This window comes from Allobaculum sp. Allo2 (assembly GCF_022701175.1).
GTDB classification, from domain to species: Bacteria; Bacillota_I; Bacilli_A; order Erysipelotrichales; family Erysipelotrichaceae; genus Allobaculum; species Allobaculum fili.
Map to the genome: position 1 here is coordinate 1838733 of NZ_CP078088.1, position 16604 is coordinate 1855336.

At 50.0% G+C, this 16604-nt stretch carries 15 protein-coding genes and 1 pseudogene; 8 read left to right on the top strand and 8 right to left on the bottom strand.

Features of this window, described 5'->3' with window-relative positions; all coding sequences use genetic code 11:
* Window positions 1-126: 126 nt before the first annotated feature.
* Window positions 127-1593: an SMC-Scp complex subunit ScpB gene (gene scpB / locus KWG61_RS10330; RefSeq protein ID WP_242743668.1), complete on the bottom strand. Its 1467-nt coding sequence runs from the start codon at window positions 1591-1593 to the stop codon at window positions 127-129.
* A 423-nt stretch (window positions 1594-2016) separates the two neighbouring features.
* On the opposite strand from scpB, the gene KWG61_RS10335 reads away from it, so the two are divergent.
* From KWG61_RS10335 to KWG61_RS10360, 6 genes are all read left to right on the top strand, one after another.
* Window positions 2017-2742 (top strand): N-acetylmuramoyl-L-alanine amidase, encoded by a 726-nt coding sequence (locus KWG61_RS10335; protein WP_230267384.1) that lies wholly within the window; start codon window positions 2017-2019, stop codon window positions 2740-2742.
* A 393-nt stretch (window positions 2743-3135) separates the two neighbouring features.
* A complete protein-coding gene (locus tag KWG61_RS10340; protein ID WP_242743669.1) occupies window positions 3136-3573 on the top strand; it encodes an NUDIX hydrolase in 438 nt (145 codons plus the stop codon).
* 179 nt (window positions 3574-3752) lie between these two features.
* On the top strand, window positions 3753-4904 hold the full coding sequence (locus KWG61_RS10345; RefSeq protein WP_242743670.1) for an acetyl-CoA carboxylase biotin carboxylase subunit family protein: 1152 nt from the start codon (window positions 3753-3755) through the stop codon (window positions 4902-4904).
* A gap of 5 nt (window positions 4905-4909) precedes the next feature.
* A complete protein-coding gene (locus KWG61_RS10350) occupies window positions 4910-5668 on the top strand; it encodes an alpha/beta hydrolase (protein ID WP_230267380.1) in 759 nt (252 codons plus the stop codon).
* Entirely contained in the window at window positions 5665-6084 is a 420-nt protein-coding gene (locus KWG61_RS10355) for a metallophosphoesterase (protein ID WP_242743671.1), read from the top strand. Before KWG61_RS10350 ends, KWG61_RS10355 begins: the two co-directional genes overlap by 4 nt.
* Window positions 6054-6776, top strand: coding sequence for a hypothetical protein (locus KWG61_RS10360; protein ID WP_242743672.1), 723 nt, complete (start codon window positions 6054-6056; stop codon window positions 6774-6776). The genes KWG61_RS10355 and KWG61_RS10360 overlap by 31 nt, the downstream gene beginning before the upstream one ends.
* 214 nt (window positions 6777-6990) lie before the next feature.
* Here the strand turns inward: KWG61_RS10360 and KWG61_RS10365 are convergent, their stop codons facing one another.
* From KWG61_RS10365 to KWG61_RS10385, 5 genes are all read right to left on the bottom strand, one after another.
* Window positions 6991-7605: a threonine/serine exporter family protein gene (locus tag KWG61_RS10365; RefSeq protein ID WP_242743673.1), complete on the bottom strand. Its 615-nt coding sequence runs from the start codon at window positions 7603-7605 to the stop codon at window positions 6991-6993.
* Window positions 7602-8375, bottom strand: a complete 774-nt coding sequence (locus KWG61_RS10370; RefSeq protein WP_242743674.1) for a threonine/serine exporter family protein — start codon at window positions 8373-8375, stop codon at window positions 7602-7604. Before KWG61_RS10370 ends, KWG61_RS10365 begins: the two co-directional genes overlap by 4 nt.
* Window positions 8376-8737: 362 nt before the next feature.
* Entirely contained in the window at window positions 8738-8998 is a 261-nt protein-coding gene (locus KWG61_RS10375; RefSeq protein WP_242743675.1) for a hypothetical protein, read from the bottom strand.
* A complete protein-coding gene (locus tag KWG61_RS10380) occupies window positions 8995-9834 on the bottom strand; it encodes a low specificity L-threonine aldolase (protein ID WP_242743676.1) in 840 nt (279 codons plus the stop codon). Before KWG61_RS10380 ends, KWG61_RS10375 begins: the two co-directional genes overlap by 4 nt.
* A gap of 331 nt (window positions 9835-10165) precedes the next feature.
* Window positions 10166-11776, bottom strand: coding sequence for an alpha-amylase family glycosyl hydrolase (locus tag KWG61_RS10385; protein WP_230267370.1), 1611 nt, complete (start codon window positions 11774-11776; stop codon window positions 10166-10168).
* A 282-nt stretch (window positions 11777-12058) separates the two neighbouring features.
* On the opposite strand from KWG61_RS10385, the gene KWG61_RS10390 reads away from it, so the two are divergent.
* Both KWG61_RS10390 and KWG61_RS10395 read left to right on the top strand, forming a co-directional pair.
* Window positions 12059-12502 carry a hypothetical protein gene (locus tag KWG61_RS10390; RefSeq protein WP_242743450.1) on the top strand — a complete coding sequence of 148 codons (444 nt, stop codon included), beginning with the start codon at window positions 12059-12061 and terminating at the stop codon, window positions 12500-12502.
* Window positions 12499-13368 (top strand): transposase, encoded by an 870-nt coding sequence (locus KWG61_RS10395; protein WP_242743677.1) that lies wholly within the window; start codon window positions 12499-12501, stop codon window positions 13366-13368. Before KWG61_RS10390 ends, KWG61_RS10395 begins: the two co-directional genes overlap by 4 nt.
* Window positions 13369-14218: 850 nt before the next feature.
* On the opposite strand, the pseudogene KWG61_RS10400 reads toward KWG61_RS10395, so the two are convergent.
* Window positions 14219-15767 (bottom strand): annotated as a pseudogene (locus KWG61_RS10400) (acyl CoA:acetate/3-ketoacid CoA transferase).
* 15 nt (window positions 15768-15782) lie between these two features.
* Window positions 15783-16562 carry an enoyl-CoA hydratase-related protein gene (locus tag KWG61_RS10405; protein ID WP_230267899.1) on the bottom strand — a complete coding sequence of 260 codons (780 nt, stop codon included), beginning with the start codon at window positions 16560-16562 and terminating at the stop codon, window positions 15783-15785.
* Window positions 16563-16604: the final 42 nt, after the last annotated feature.

Here is a 16604-nt window from a genome sequence, read left to right on the forward strand (position 1 = left end):
GAAGCCAAACGGCGCATCGGATCTCGATGCGTCCGGCTAAGATTTAGACAAACCGATGCATCCACCGGTTTTTTTATTTGGATTCGAAAACTGGATCAGACGAAGTCTCTTTCGTCTGGTCTGTTTCTACAATACCCTGTTGCGGCCTCTCGGGCGTCTGGTCTGCCTTTGAAGCGGATTCTTCTGCGGCTTCTGAAGAGTCTGACGCCTGCGGAGTGTTCGCCGATTCCGGCTGTTTTTCTTTATCTTCCACTGTAAGTGCCTCTTCACGTTCAAAAGAGAGCTTTCCTTCTGTTCAACTTCCACCGCCGGCAGATCGGAAAGGGCGGAAATGCCCAGGGTATCGAAAAATGATTCGCTGACCTGATAGAGCAGCGGGCGCCCGATCGTGTCGAGATGGCCGCACGTTTCAATCAGCCCGCGCGCCTGGAGCTTTTTGAGCGTAGCGTCACTGGAGACGCCGCGGATTTCATCGATTTCCACCCGGGTAATCGGCTGCCGGTACGCGACCAGCGAGAGAACTTCCATGGCAGACGGCGTCAGCGACGCGCTCTGAATTTTCGAATAGAGCTTCTGCGCGAGGGGATAGACGGATTCCTTGGCGACGTATTTCCAGCTGCCGCCATAGCGGACGAGTTCCACGCCGCGCGCTTCCTTTTTGTATCCGCCTGCATTTCTTCCAGCGTTTCTAAAAGCGTAGAACGCTGGCACCAGTCGAGAACCGACTGAATCTGCAGAAGGGTCAGGCCTTCTTCGCCGCTGACAAAAATCAGCCCTTCCAGAAGCGCTTTTAATGATTCGTTGGTACCTGCTGAATCCATATTTCGTCCTTTCCAGAGCCGTCCGCTCGTTCTCCTTCGGAAGTATTCGCATCGCCTTCGATTTCGTCTTTTCCTGCAGAAAGACCGCCGCGCTGCCTTCGTGCACGAGTTCGAGAACCGCAAGAAACGTCACGATCGCTTCATGAAGCGTCGTCACTTTGTCGAGCAGCTGCTCAAATCGGAAGGGCGTGGGCGTAAAAATTTCCATATTGAGAATCTGCGCCATGCGCTCTTCTACGCTCAGCTCCTTGACTTCGACTTTCGTCTGGTAGGGCTGAAGCAGCTGATGACGGCGCAGCACGCGAAGAAACGCCGAAGCGAGTGCGTTGGGTGCAATCGTAAGCGGCGTTTCGTCGCTGACCATGCTCGCCCATTCGTCGATCTGACTGGAGGGTTCCCGGCTCAGCCGCTTTTCCCGCTTTTCGTACAGTCTTGCGAGAACTTCGGCTTCCGCCTTGCACTTTTCGTATTCGCGCAGACGTCTGGCCAGCTGCTCGGCGGGATCTTCTTCGTACGTACTTTCCGGATCGTCTTCGATACACGGTTTGGGAAGCAGCTTTTTCGACTTGTATTCGAGAAGGCTGCTGAATTCGACAAGATATTCGCTGCTGACATCGAGCGCCTGCTTGAGCGCTTCGTGAATGTAGGCGCAGTACTGGCTGGCGAGCACATCGAGATTTAGCTCAAACAGATCGAGCTGAGACGAGCGGACCAGATGCAGCATCAGATCGAGCGGTCCTTCAAACTGATCGAGACAGACTTTAAATTCCATGCGCTTTGCTCCTTTCCAGTATATCTGCAGGCCAGAACAGCCTATTTCCTTTAAATAAGAGACGAATAAGAAACGAGAATGAAACGAAATACGAAGCGTTTCTTATCTAAAACGTACGGCGCTTGCGGATCTGCCCTTTCCTTTGGAAATCCTCGGTATCGTCTGGCATGCAGACTTGATTCGGCTTGCAGGCGTGATAGATTTTTAGAGAAAGAGTGGCAGAGCCAGAGCGGCTTTGTTAAGATTGAAATTCGGTTTAACAAAAGCCAAATCCATGTTTTTTATCCGTGCGTCTGCAGACTAGGCTTTAAGCAGACGATAACTTTGTGATTATATACGATTCCGGTCCATCTTGCGAAATGCGAACGAGCCAGAGCCGGATCCCGCTTTGCATTCAGCGTAAGGAAAGGAGGAAGTCAGATCATGAAACGCGCCATTTTCTTTCTGATTGCGGCACTGTTTATTTTGCTGGTCATCGACCCAAATCTGTCGGCTTCCCTTTCACCAGAAAGTACGCAGATTCCGGTTTATGACGAAAATCAGCCGCTGCGTACTAACAACGACGTCGATACGCGAAGAAGTTCGTCCTCTCCGCTCATTTACATCAATCCCGCCCGCGGAGGCACGGATACCGGCTACATTAACCAGAACGGAACGAGCGAAAAGGATCTGCTCATGCAGATGGCGCTGACAATCGGCAGCGCGCTCGAAAACGCCGGCTACCGGGTGGAATATTCCCGCTGGTATGACGACGTTCCCGCCTGTTCAAGCACGGACGAATGCGAACAGACCCGCATGGACAAAGCCAAAGAACTCGGCGCGGACTACATTCTCGAACTTCAGGTCAATCAGGACAACTCCCTGCATCAGGGCTATTCCCTGTTTACAAGACCCGACAAGCCGGTTCTCAACGATCTGGCCAGAGAAATCGCCAGAGAAATGGAGCGGATCAGCTACTCGCGCTATGAAGGTCACGATACCGATCATTACGATTCCTTCCCCATTTTAAAGTCGGATGACATCAACGCCGTTCTGCTTCAGGTCGGCTACATTACCAATCCGCAGGATTATGAACGCATGAGCGATACCAAGTTCCAGACGCGAATCGCCCAGGCCATTACGCAGGCCTTCCTCGATACCGTCGACTGACCTATTCAATGACATCCTCAGACCATACGCCGCAGGGAAAACGGGATTTTGGAAATCCCTTTCCCTGCGGCTTTTTTACGAAAATCTGCCTTATGTACAAAAGAAAATCAGAAAGGATGAACAACGCATCAAAAAGTACTTAAAATGAAAAACAGCAGAAATTCCCTGGCTGAGAAAAAGAAAACGCAAACCGGTATTCTGTGCACGGTCTGCATTCTGTATAATCAGCATTCGGATCCTGAAATCAATTCTGCGCAAAACAAATTCCTCGCAAAACGGACCGGCTGCCCAGTTTAGACAGCCCGTCCGTTTCAGGAAAAGAGCAGATAGAAAGGCAGTTATGGACGAAAAACGATCTATCAGGGACCCATTTTCTCGCTGATCAAAACCGGCATGCTCCTCAATGGAAAAGAAGTCGAACGCGATGTGATCCGTCACGTCGGCGGTGCCGCCGTTGTCGCATTAAAAGACAGCCAGATTCTTCTGGTCCGGCAGCATCGCGCCGGATCCGGAGAGGTCATGATCGAAATTCCCGCTGGCATGATCGATCCGGGCGAAACACCCGAACAGACGGCCATGCGCGAACTTAACGAAGAAACCGGCTATGTCTGCGATCCTCTGGAAAAGCTCTGTTCCTTTTATCCGACCCCCGGCTACGACAGCGAAAAGCTGCACGTCTATCTCGGACAGAACGCCAGAGCGGCCAGAAACCGGCTGGATCCGGATGAAAACGAGGAAATTCATCTGTTCTGGATGGATTTCGATAAAGCGCTGGAAATGGTTATAAATGGGAAATCGATGATGCCAAAACCATCATCGGCATTCTTTTAACGGAAAGAAAACGGACAAAACGCTGACCTCACAATCGCTGCAGGCTGAGGCAGCCTGTTCTTTTTCCCAAGGCAATATAGAAATCAGACAAGAAAGATTAAGAAAAGAGAGAACAAGAGAGGAGAACCCTGTTTGGAAAACTTTATTTTCATCTCCCCAACTACCCGGAAAGCTACTGGATGTTCTGCCGGGGCCTGAAAGAAATGGGCGCTCGCGTTCTTGGCATTATCGATACGGACTACGATTCGCTCAAGCCGGAACTCAAGGCGTACATGGACGAGTGCTATCGCGTCTCTTCCTTTCACAACTATTCGGAAGTGTACAAAGGCGTCGCCTATTTCGCCTGCAAGTACGGCAAGCCCGACTGGATCGAATCCAACAACGAAGCCTGGCTCGATCTGGACGCAAGACTGCGCGACGATTTCAACGTGAAATCCGGCTTCAGTCTGGCACAGGTTGAAGAATTCCAGTCCAAGGCCGCCATGAAGGCGTATTACGAAAAAGCCGGCATCCCTACGGCGCCCTACATCCTGCCGACTTCCTATGAAGAAGCGGTCGGCTTTGCTGAGGTACACGGGTACAATCTGGTTTTAAAACCGGATCATGGCGTCGGCGCCAGCTATACCTGGCACATCCATAATCCGGAAGAGCTCGAACGCTACTGGCAGGAAGCCGAACATCTGTCGATGCAGATGATTCTCGAGCAGTTTGTCGCCGGCAATGTTACAACCCTTGACGGTCTGGCCGACAAGAACGGAAAGATCCGCTTTCTTTGCGGCATGTCCTACGTTTCCAACTGCATGGACTCCGTTCAGAATCACGATTCGATCGGAACGTACTACAACTTTGCTATTCCCGCAGAACGCGCCGCAATCGCGCAGAGCGTGATCGACGCCTTCGGCATTAAGAGCCGCTTTTTCCACGGCGAATACTTTGAACTGACCGAAGATCAGCCGGGCCTTGGAAAGAAGGGCGATCTCTGCGCGCTGGAAATGAACTTCCGACCGCCAGGCGGCTTCTGTCCGGATCTGATCAACTATTCGTTCGATCAGGATATTTACCGTCTGTGGGCGCAGGTCACTTTAGGCTCTTCGATTGAGATGGACCTTACCGCGCCGTATTCGGCCGGTTTTGTCGGCCGTCGTACTGGCGTAAACTATCTCAATTCGGTAGAAATGTTAATGAGCAAGTACGCCAGCGAACTGATTGGCGTAGAAGTTCTTCCGCCTGCGTTTGCGAGCGCAATGGGTGACGTAACGATCAAAGCGCGTTTTACTACCCCTGAAAGGCGAAATGAGTTCTTCATCGACTCCTTTGCGAAAAACGATTAACCGACATGATTATTAAATACGATCTTTATTCCAGCAGTCTCGAGCGCGATGTGACTATTCACATGTATTTGCCCGATGACTACATGAACAGTCACAAAACTTATCCGGTCCTTTACATGTTTGACGGACACAATCTCTTCTTCGACGAAGATGCGACCTACGGCCGCTCGTGGCGGCTGCTCAACCATCTGTACGCCCTTGAAGAGGACATTATTGTCGTTGGGATCGAATGCAGTCACGAAGGCAATGAGCGGCTTTCCGAATACGCGCCCTTCGATTTTTATGATGCTGAATTTGGCGGAGGCATTGACGGAAAAGGCGATGCGACGATGGACTTCATTCTCCATACGCTCAAGCCGTACGTCGACCATCACTTCCCTGCCCGCAAGGATCGCCGGCACACATGGATCGGCGGCTCGTCCTGCGGCGGCCTGATGGCAATTTACGCCCTGTGCACCTGCTCGTCCGTTTTCTCCAAAGCCGTGGCTCTGTCCCCGTACGTTCTGCCCTGCGATTCGAGTCTTCTCTATTGTGCCGATCAGGTTTACATTCACTCGCCGAGTTCTCTCTATCTTTCCTGGGGTGCACGAGAAGGCAATACCGCGCATGAGTTCGTCGGAGAAACGGCCTGCCTGACGGAACTGGCCAACATTCTGCTTTCCAAAGGCGTCAGGATGGAATTTCATGTCAAACCTCTGGGCGAACACGATGAGGCGGAATGGGAAAGTCTGGCGGATTCCTTTCTGAGGTTTCTGGTTTCATGAACCGCAAGCCAGTAATCCGTCATCTGCACGATTTTGACGGACGGACCATCGTCATTTCCGATCTGCACGGAAACGACACCCTCTTTACACGACTGCTCGAAAAATGCTCGTACAAACCGGGAGAAGACCGGCTGATTCTCCTTGGCGATCTCGTAGAAAAAGGAACACAGAATCTCGACATTCTGCATCACATCATGGAACTGTCCAAGTATCCGGAAGTGTATGCGATCATGGGAAACTGCGATTTTGTAGCCAAAAACGTTTTGTATTCCTATCGTCTGGACTATTTGCGAAAGGTCTTAACCAACCGAAAAGAATCGCTGATTCACGAAATGGCCGCAAAGCTGAATCTTGGTCCGTTTGAAGACGTACAGGATATGAATTCGTGGGCGGCCACGATTCGAAAAGGCTTTTAGAGGAGCTTTCCTTTCTGAACGATCTGCCGCATGTGCTTATTACCCCGACGTACATTTTTGCCCATTCCGGCATCGAAAACGAAGAGACGATCGCGGACGATTTCCGCTATGTCATGACCCGCTATCACTTTGAGGAAGAAGATCATCACTTTTCCCATATCGTCGTGGTCGGTCATATGCCGGTCAGCGAATACTGTCATCGACGCGCCGATTTTTCTGTACGCCTCGAATATCAGAAAAACATTATTTCCATCGACGGCGGCAACGCAGTGAAAATTGCCGGACAGCTCAACGCTTTAATCATCAGCCGCAACTATATGGAAACCGTCAGCGACGATCTGCTCGACCGGGTCAAAGCCGTACGGACGACCCGTCCGAAAAACTTTGCGCCGTATTATGTCACATGGGCGGATTCCGAGCTGCAGATTCTAGAAAAACGCGAGAAGCAGTCGCTTGTCTATTCCCCGGGAGCGCACCGCCGCTTCTGGATCGACAATGAATTTCTCGTCGACGGCAAAGGCAGCAATTTCACCAACTACGAAATGCCGCTCAATGCCGGCGAAACCGTTCATCTCGTCAACGTCTGGGGTCATAAGGCGCAGATCAAGAAAAACAGCATTCTCGGCTGGACGGACATTTCCAACCTGGAACTGAGCGAAGAGCAGAAAGCCAGACCACTCGATCTCAGCTGAACTTGTCTATAAACAGTCAAAAGCCGCTTCGACGCGTTTCGAAGCGGCTTTTCACGTTCTTTGGACGGCTACTTGGCAAGTGGTATTGCATGGAGTAAATCAGTTGTCGGAATTGGAGGAAGAGTCTTTGAATTCAGGAATCTTATATTGGGATGTCTGAAAATCCTCTTCCCGAAAATGCCTTTCTTTTGCATTGGAGACATTTTGATCCAGTTCATTTTCCGGAATCACAGGGCAGCATGGGTTTGATCCGCCCGCGTCCTTCGGCTTTTCGTCGTCTATAAGAGCTGCAGCCGATTTGCGTACATTCGTCTTTGGACGAATTCCTGACCGGCCAGCTGCTGCTGGACGCGCATAAGCTTTTCATGCGTTTTTTCACCTGTCGCTTGGAATAGAAGAAAAAGCGGGTGAGTGTGGAAACGACCAGAATGCCCATCGCCAGCATTCCCGATATGGATAGCATGGAGATCAGCTTGGTAATGCCCGTCGCGATTTCTCCGGTCGCAAACTGCACCATCATTTCGTACGCGGTTCCTCCAGGAACGAGCGGAATGAGAGCGGGAGCCGTAAAGGTCGTCACCGTCGTCCGACATTTGCGCGCGAAAATTTCACCGAGTGTGCCGATCACCATGGCTGCCATGAAATTGGCCAGACCTTCCGGCCATTTCAGAGAAGAAAGAGCAATATAGACCACACCGCCTGCAGCGCCCGTTAAAGCGGCCAGCAGAAGATTTTTCGAGCGGACGTTGAACAGGACGCCAAAGCCCATTGTGGCCAGTCCGGCGCCCAGGAAGCCTTCCCAGAGGCATTTGACAAACAGTTCGTTCATATCAGTGCCTCCATCACGTACAGACCGATCAGAACGCCGATGGCGATGGCGCAGGCGATCAGTACGGCCTGCATCAAAATGACGACGGCGCTGAGCGGTTCATCCATAACCGAGTCGCGCAGCGCGTTGGTAATCATCAGACCCGGTACCAGCAGCATGATCGAAGAGATGATCATAATATCCTGCGACGCTTCCGGAACTAGGCAATGAAACAGTACCGCCAGAATCGCGGTCAGAAAGGCGAGAAACATGTTTACGAAATAGCTGTTGATGTGGATCTTTTCGCAGACGACGGAAAAGAAGCGAACGATCAGACCGATCAGAAAAACAAAGCCCAGCTCATAAAATCCGCCGCCAAAAAACAGGGAGAAGCCCGCGGCGCCAATCGCGCCCCACAGCGCTTTCCAGCCTGACGAATAATCGGGAAGATGTTCAATCGCTTCGATTTTTTCGAGAAGCTGATCGCACGTATAGTGATGCGATTCGGCTTTTCGGCTCAGTTCATTGACCGCACTGACCACCAGCAGATTTCGAGACGTGTCGTGAATGCGGGCCATTCGCGTAACAGTCTGTCCGCCCATTTCCACCGAGCAGATAATTCCCGTAACCATGACGTAGCTTTCGCTGCTGTCGACGCCGGGAATCGAATTGCCAAGACGGTTCATCGTCTCTTCCACGCGGTACACCTCGGCACCCGAAGACATGAGCAGAACCCCGGCTTTCAGGACGCAGTTCGCGCTTTTTCCGCCTGATTCAGCCAGTTTTCCCACTCTCTCCACTCTCGTATTTCTTTCATCGCCATCACCCGCTCCTATCTTTTCATGCCAGGTCCTTCGCGGGCGGTTTTACGCCCGTCGGAAAAAGAAGATTCTTCTACGATAGCCGATTGAACGTTCGGCTTCAACCGGGATTCCCTGGCGTTCAAAAGGCTGCGGGTCCGAGAGCGAAAATCGTATACGCAGCCGGATCCGCAGCCGCAGGGTGCGGCTTTTCCGTACAATCTGTATCAACGTAAACGAGATCCTGCACATATGGAAAAGCCGTACAGAAGCAAAAGCTTCCATACGGCCAGATGAACTTGCGATATGAATTGATAATCAGATGAGCAATACCTTACTTCGATAAAGTCGGCTTAAAGGCTTTTTTCAGGCGTTTCTTCCTGCGCTTCGGCAGCCAGAACGGCTTCGTCATTGCGGCGGGAGCGGCTCATGGCCAGTTCAAGATACTGGCAGAGCGTTTTGACATCGTTCTGCGAGGTATGCCAGCTGGTGACCAGACGAATAACTACGTTGTCATCCCAGTATGTCCAGATTTCAAAATCGACTTTATCGCGCAGATAGTCAAACTGATAACGGTTGAGTACAAGGAAAATCTGGTTCGTCGTCGTCTTCATGAACAGCGGATAGCCCAGTTCAATGGCACGGTTCTGAATTTCCGCACCCAGCTTATTGGCGTAGCCCGCGTTCTTGTAAAAGCGTCGTTTTCAAACAGACCGATAAACTGCATGCCGATCAGCCAGCCCTTGGCTAAAATGGCTCCGGACTGCTTGGCTACGTAGCGGAAATACGGACGCAGATCCGGATTGACGACAACGACCGCTTCTCCAAAAAGCGCACCGTTCTTCGTTCCGCCAATCGAGAAAATATCGACCCATTTGGCGATATCGTTCAAAGAGTAGTCAATGCCGCTCATCAGTGCGGCGCCGAGTCTTGCCCCGTCCATCATCAGATACAGACCCATTTTCTTGCAGACAGCACTCAGCGCTTCGAGCTCCTGTCTTGTATAGACGGTACCGAGTTCCGTCGCGTTGGAAATGTAGACCAGTCTTGGTTCAATCAGATAGTTTGGATCCTTGCGCATGCGCTCAACGGTCTTTTCCAGAACCGAGGCGGTCATTTTTCCATTGGAATTTGGAACAGAAATAATTTTGTGACCAATCGCTTCAATCGCGCCGGCTTCGTGTTCAATGATGTGTCCGGTATCGACCGAAAGTACGGCTTCCCAGTCGCGAAGAACGCGGCGAATCATGACAATGTTGGTCAGCGTACCCGAAACGACGAAATGAATATCGGAAGGTACGTCTGGCAGTTTGGACTGAATCAGTTCGGCTGCCTTTTTGGAATAAGAATCGGTGCCGTATCCAGGGTTGGATTCGTCGTTGGCCTGTTTAAGCAGGTCAAGAATAGGCTCTATGCAGCCTTCACCGTAATCGTTTCGAAAAAATAACATAAGTCCCCTCTTTTTCCCATTGGTATTCAGCTAAAAATTGCTGTGATGTCAGTCAAATTATAACGGCAAACCGCCGTATGCCGACATGATTTTCCGAATTTCCCCTTACGAAATCGGATTCTAAGAATTGTACGATTTAAATGGACATCCATTTGGATGAATCTTTATGCAAAAATCATCGTTCGTCCGACATATCATGGGTGCAGACAAAAGAAATGGCCAGATCTGTTCGATGTCGATCTGGCCATCTGCTTTCCTTTTGAAAATCGGTCCGATTTTTCGCTGCGAATAATTTCTTCTGGCTTCCTGCCTGTTTTCCTGCTGTCCTCTTTTATTTCAGGAGCGCCATGGAATTGGCCGGCAGAGTCAGAATGTTGTTTTCAAGCGTAACGGGAGAAGTGCCCGTCAGCAGTTCCCCGCCCAGTTCCGCAGGCAGGCTGTTGATCTTTACGGAAGAAAGATCCACCGTCGCCTCTTTGGAAGAGAGGTTGAAGACCAGAACCGCTTCCGAGTTGGACTGGCGCTTGTCGAGAACGAGAACCTGATCAGTGGACAGATCCTGCAGACACGTTGTGGTGCCTTCGGAAATGGCGAGCCAGGAGTTTCTCAGCTTAATCGCCTGCTGTACGAAATTGAGAATCGAGTTTCCGTCCGCTTTCTGCTCGGAAAGCGAGGCGAATTCGAGATCGATTTCCTGTCCTTTGGTTTCGGAATCGGTGTTTTCTTCTTCGTCTTCTTTCGGCATTTCAATAGCGTCAACAATCAGATCGGTCTGTTCACTGGTCAGGCCGAGTTCATCGCCGGAAAGGATAAAGATCTGCCCGCTGGTCATAATCTGCAAAGCCAGCGCCATTTTATACTGCGGCAGGCGGCTGCTCACTTTGAGCAGATCGAGAGAATTCTGGTCGGAATTGATAAAGGAAGCGTTCATTCCGTTGGACTGGTTAACCGCCGACTCGAGCCACAGACCAAGATCCTTGGCTGGAATCGCACCGGTTACGGCTTTGCCGATCATGCCCTGTGCGCCTTCCCCTTCTTTGCAGGCACTGTAGGCGGGGATCGGCGCAAGCGCATCGTTCCAGTTTGTATACGAATAAACGACTTTGGCGTTCGGGTTCATTTCCTGTACGCTTTCGCTCATCCAGGTCATGAATTCCGCGCCCTGTTCCTGGTTTTCACCGAATACGGCATCAAAATCAGGAATGTAGAACCCACTGACACCAAGATTGATCAGATGGCGCAGTCCGGTCTGCAGCTGTACACGGACATTGATATTGCCCATGTTGAGTTTTGGAATGGATGTCTGCGGCAGAGAACGGTAATAGTAGGCCGTTGTTCCAATCTGGGTCCAGCCGTCCTGTCCGCCGTGGTCCTTTTCAATAAAGAACATGTCGAAAAGATCCGGGTTCAGACTGAAGAGATCTTCATGATCCGGGTTCTGATTCACAAGATCGCACATGGCTTTAAAATCCGCATTTTCCTGCGAAATATAGCCGATTTCCAGAGAAACCATAACCGGAAGGTTCAGACTTGCTCCGCGATTGCAAAGCGAAGAGAGATCGTCATCGATTCCCAGATTGGGATCGATCGTCACAAAATCCTTTGGCGCGTTCTGGTCGTCGACCGCAAAGAGATTGGTCAGCAGAATTCCGCTCATGTTCAGATCGTTAGTCGTCTCCATGTCGCCGTCCGACAAGTATTCGATATCGGTAAGAATGCTGGAAATGGTTCCGGCCGCCCCGGTCGCCCGGTCTGTAAACAGCGCCGGATTCACCTGATACCAAAGGCGCATGTCGCTTTCGGAATTTACGATATTTTTCGAGTTGACCGTATCCATTACGCTGAGGGCGGTCACCTTTGGTTCTTCTTTCGTTTGATTCGAGCAGCCTGCCGCACTGATGAGAAGTGCCGTAGAAAGGGCCGCCATTAAAAACTTTTTCATGAAAGTCCCCTGGTCTGAAGGCCGTAAACAAGATGGAATGGATCTTTCCGGATCCAGTTGTTAAAAGCGATCGTCTTTTTTGTTTGAGGCCTCATCAATGTCATTAAGTTAAGATTTCTCAGACCACATCAGCGTTAAGCAGTGATGTGGTCTTTTTCTACTCTTCAAGTCAAATCTCGAATGATTCGAGTTTTTCACTTTTTCTAAAAATCTATTGACAAATTTCTGCCGCCGCGCATGCTGCTTCGCAGCCGATGGGGAGAACTTAAAGGAGTTTTCCCTATGACTGCTATCGCCAAAGAATGTTCTTTCTTCAGAAACACCTTCCTCAATATCATCAGCTCAGAAACGGCGAACCCTGCCAATTTTACTTCTCAGTCCGCCTTCACCCGTAAGCGGCAGATTGACCTGCATGAGCTTGTCCTTCTTCCGTTTCAGCTGACAGAGGAATCCCTCGCTGCTTCCTTTCCCTGGATCCTGTTTAAGGGCGGATCATCTGTTTCAGCCTCTGCTGTGTCTCAGGCCCGTTCCAAAATCAACTCTTCACTTTATAAAAACGTCTTCAATCGGTTTAACAAGGCAACTTCCAGCTCTGATGTTAAAACCTTCAAGGGTTATCGCCTCCTCGCTGTAGATGGAAGCGAGATTCAAGTTCTTCCTGAACAGGACAATGACATCACCTATGGCGCTTCTAAAAAGGCAAGAAGAGGCACTTTGTTCATTTGAATGCCGAATTCGACGCCCTCAACTCCGTCTTTACTGACGCGCTGCTTCAACCCGGCTCTGAGAAGAATGAAGATTCAGCTCTTCTTGAACTCGCTCAGCGTTCTTCATTTCAGAAAGCCATCTTCATCGCTGATCGGGGATACGAAGCTCTTATGTCTTTCTATCGCCTGCAGAAGGAACATGTCCCTTTTGTCATACGTATCAAAGACGAGACATCATCTACAAGCATTCTCAAGTACTATAAGACTCCCGAGTCAGAAGAGTATGACATTCCTTTCAATGTGATTCTGACCAGTAAAAACAACAGGCATGTCAAAGACCATTGGGATGTCTATAAGTACATCTCTTCGTACAGGAAGCAGCCTGAATTTGACGGTCAAACGACTGAACTCCCTTTAAATATCAGGGTTGTGAGGTTCAAAGCTGCCTGCGAAGGGAATGAATCATTCATTACCGTCTGCACCAATCTGTCGGAAGCTGAGTTTGGGACCGAGGACATCAAGCAGATCTACCGTCTGCGCTGGCAGGTTGAAGTCGGCTTCAGGGGACTGAAACGAAACACCGATCTTGAATGGACTCATTCAAGGAAGCTTGATCTGGTCCAGGCAGAGATCTATGCCAAAATGACTCTCTACAATCTTTGTTCCCGTTTGCGCAACAAGGTAGAAAGATCTCGTCAGCACCAGAAGCGCATCGCTCAGGCCAAAAAGCACAAGCAGAAGGCAGATTTCGGATTCATCATCAAAACGATTCAACAGTGGCTGTTCAAAAAAGCCAGAATCAGCTTGAGTACACTGGAAGATCTTCTTCTGGCCAGGATATCTCCGATCAGAGAAGGAAGAGCTGATACCAGAAAGAAGAAGTGACAGATTTGAAAACCGAAAAGTCATCAGGATGATTTTTTCAACAGGTAGAAAATCATCCTTTTCGTCATGCCTGAGACGCAAAATATAAGAAATAACAACGCTCATGAACAGGGTATACGATTTTTATCCCTCCTTAACTTAATGACATTGGAGGCCTCATATTTGAACAGACAAAATTGAATGTGATTTACAAGTACTGGTAATTCTTTATAAAGCACCCGCAAAAGCAAGGCAAGCGGGTGGTCTCTTCCTAACATATATGGAATAAAAACAGGATTCCAAAAGCTCTGACCAGAATCTGTGCGCCGTTTTGCAGAACGATGGCTTGTCAAAACGCGCTGATCCTTTGAACTTTGGATATTTTCATTATACCTGATGTTCTTAAAGAATCATGAATCACTCCGTTTGCGTATAAGGGACATATCCTCAATTCTGTTTAGAAAATCCGGACAGTTATTTAGAAATGCGACAATATTCGATCGAATGCCGATGTATTCCCGATTTTTGCCGAAGAGTTTTCTTTTCCCTTCCCGCTTCTGTAAGGGCATTCTTATTGGGCGTTTACAGACACCTTCCTCTGTTCAGATCCCTAATTTAGCCAAATCCATAAAGCAAGTTTTCAAAGCATTTCGCTCCCTGACTTACTCGAATTCCGGGGCTTCGGCATACGTGAAACCTTTCGAAATCCTATGCCGATTGTCTGGGACTTATTTTTACAGACAGGAAAGATGCTTGAAAACGCGCACAGAAAAACGCGTAACCAAAGTCCTGCACTCCACCACACAAAAACCTCTGGATTGTTTTCAAAATCCAGAGGTTCGTTTTTCATAAAGATTGGGTTAGGTAAGGCTTATTTCACCATGCCCATGGGCTCATCCTTGAAGATGCGCTCATCCATGAGCTTGAGATCTTCCGCGATCGCCGGTTTGAATTCCATCTGATCGAGAATATCTTTCTGCAGGTCAACGCCAGGAGCGATTTCGACGAGGGTGAATACGCCGTCCTTCAATTCAAATACGGCACGTTCAGTAACGTAAAGAACTTTCTGTCCGGCTTTCTTTGCAAATTCAGAAGAGAACGTAACTTGTTCTACGCTGTCCTTGAATTTCTTGATGCGTCCTTCGTTGACAATTTCCAGCTTGCCGTCGCCAATTTTTCTTTCAGACCGCCGGCAGTGAATGTACCGCAGAAGACAACGACCGGAGTGGACTGGGTGATGTTAATGAATCCGCCGCAGCCCGCGATTCTTGGACCAAAACGGGAAACGTTGATGTTTCCGGTTTTGTCGCATTCCGCCAGACCGAGGAAAGCCTGATCGAGTCCGCCGCCGTCATAGAAGTCAAACATGGCTGGCGAATCGATGGTGCATTCCGGGTTGGTGCAGGCGCCAAAGCCTACGCCGCTGGCTGGTACGCCGCCGATGTTTCCGGCTTCGACGGTCATTTTCAGACCAGGGAGGCCTTCTTCGTTGGCGACATTGGCGATGCCTTCCGGAATACCGATACCCAGGTTCACGATCGCGTTTGGCGTAAGTTCCATTGCCGCACGACGGCTGATAACTTTACGCGCGTTCAGCGGCATGGGTTCCAGGGCATCCAGAGGACGCTTGATCTGTCCGGAGAATTCCGGTTTATACGGATCAAGATAGCTCTGCCAGTGGTTTGCCGGAGTGCCTTTTACGATGTAGTCCACCAGAATTCCAGGTACTTTGACATCTTTTGGATTGAGCGTTCCGTTCGCGACTACGTCTTCGACCTGAGCGATGACGATACCGCCGGTATTTTTAACGGCTTCAGCCATAGCCAGCGCTTCCAGGAAGGCAGCTTCTTTTCCATGGTCATATTACCGTTTTCATCCGCATAAGTTCCGCGAATGACACCGACATTGATCTTCTTGAACGATTTGTAGCGGAGATATTCTTCTCCGTCGATAACCATCAGTTCAACGAGATCGTCCTTGGTGACATCGTTCATTTTGCCGCCCTGCAGACGCGGGTCGACAAACGTGTTCAGACCGATTTTGGTAATTACGCCTGGACGGTTGCCGGCGATTTCACGAAGAAGCTGTGCCAGCGTACCGATCGGCAGGTTCCAGGCCTGAACCTTATTTTCCGTAACGAGTTTCTGCAGGGCAGGAACCAGGTTCCAGTGTCCGCCGACGATGGAACGAAGCAGTCCATCGTGTGCCAGATGGTTCATGCCCAGCGCGTCGGTTCCGTCACCGACGTTTGTCGGGAAAAGAAGATCAAGATCTCTTGGATGCCCGGTTTCGAGGAAGCGTTTTTCAATGGCATACGTTACTTCCTGCGGATGGCACATGCCAATAAATCCGCTCATGACAATGCGGTCGCCGTCTTTAACGAGATCCGCTGCCTGAGCTGGAGTAATAACTTTCGACATTGAATGTCCTCCTGACTACTTGTTCTGGAACTGTTTGTCTTTGACTTTGTTAAGGAAGCAGTCCATGCCGTATTTCTGGTCTTCGGTTGCGAAGCATCCGGAGAATTTTTCTACTTCGGTCTGGATGCCTTCATCCATCGTTTCGTTGAGACCTTCGTTGATCGCTGCTTTAGACGCAGCAACGGCTTTTGGAGCGTTTTTCGCGATGCCGTTTGCCATCTTCATAGCAGCTGCCATGAGTTCTTCGGCTGGATATACAGCGTTTACCAGACCAATTTCGAGGGCTTTCGGCGCTTTGATGTTACGAGCGGTGTAGATGATTTCCTTAGCGATGCCGACAGGAACGATGCGAGCCAGACGCTGGGTTCCGCCAAAGCCCGGAGTGATGCCCAGGCCGACTTCCGGCTGACCAAATACAGCGGTATCAGCAGCAAGACGGATGTCGCAGGCCATAGCCAGCTCGTTTCCGCCGCCGAGTGCGAAGCCGTTAACGGCAGCGATCACTGGTTTTTCCATGGTTTCGATCATGCGGAAGACTTTGTTTCCGAAGGCGCCGTATTCAGCAGCTTCTTCTACGGTTTTGTCTTTCATTTCGGCGATGTCTGCGCCGGCAACGAACGATTTGTTTCCAGCACCGGTAATAACAACGGCACGGATTTCGTCATCGTTTTTAACGTCGTTTACTGCAGCTTCGAGATCCTGCAGAACTTCAGTGGAAAGAGCATTGAGCGCTTTCGGGTTATTGATGGTGATCAGAGCAACGTTTCCGTTTTTCTCGAGAAGTACTTTATCCATGATTGATCCTTTCTTCACGGCTCAGTATTCGAAAACAGGACA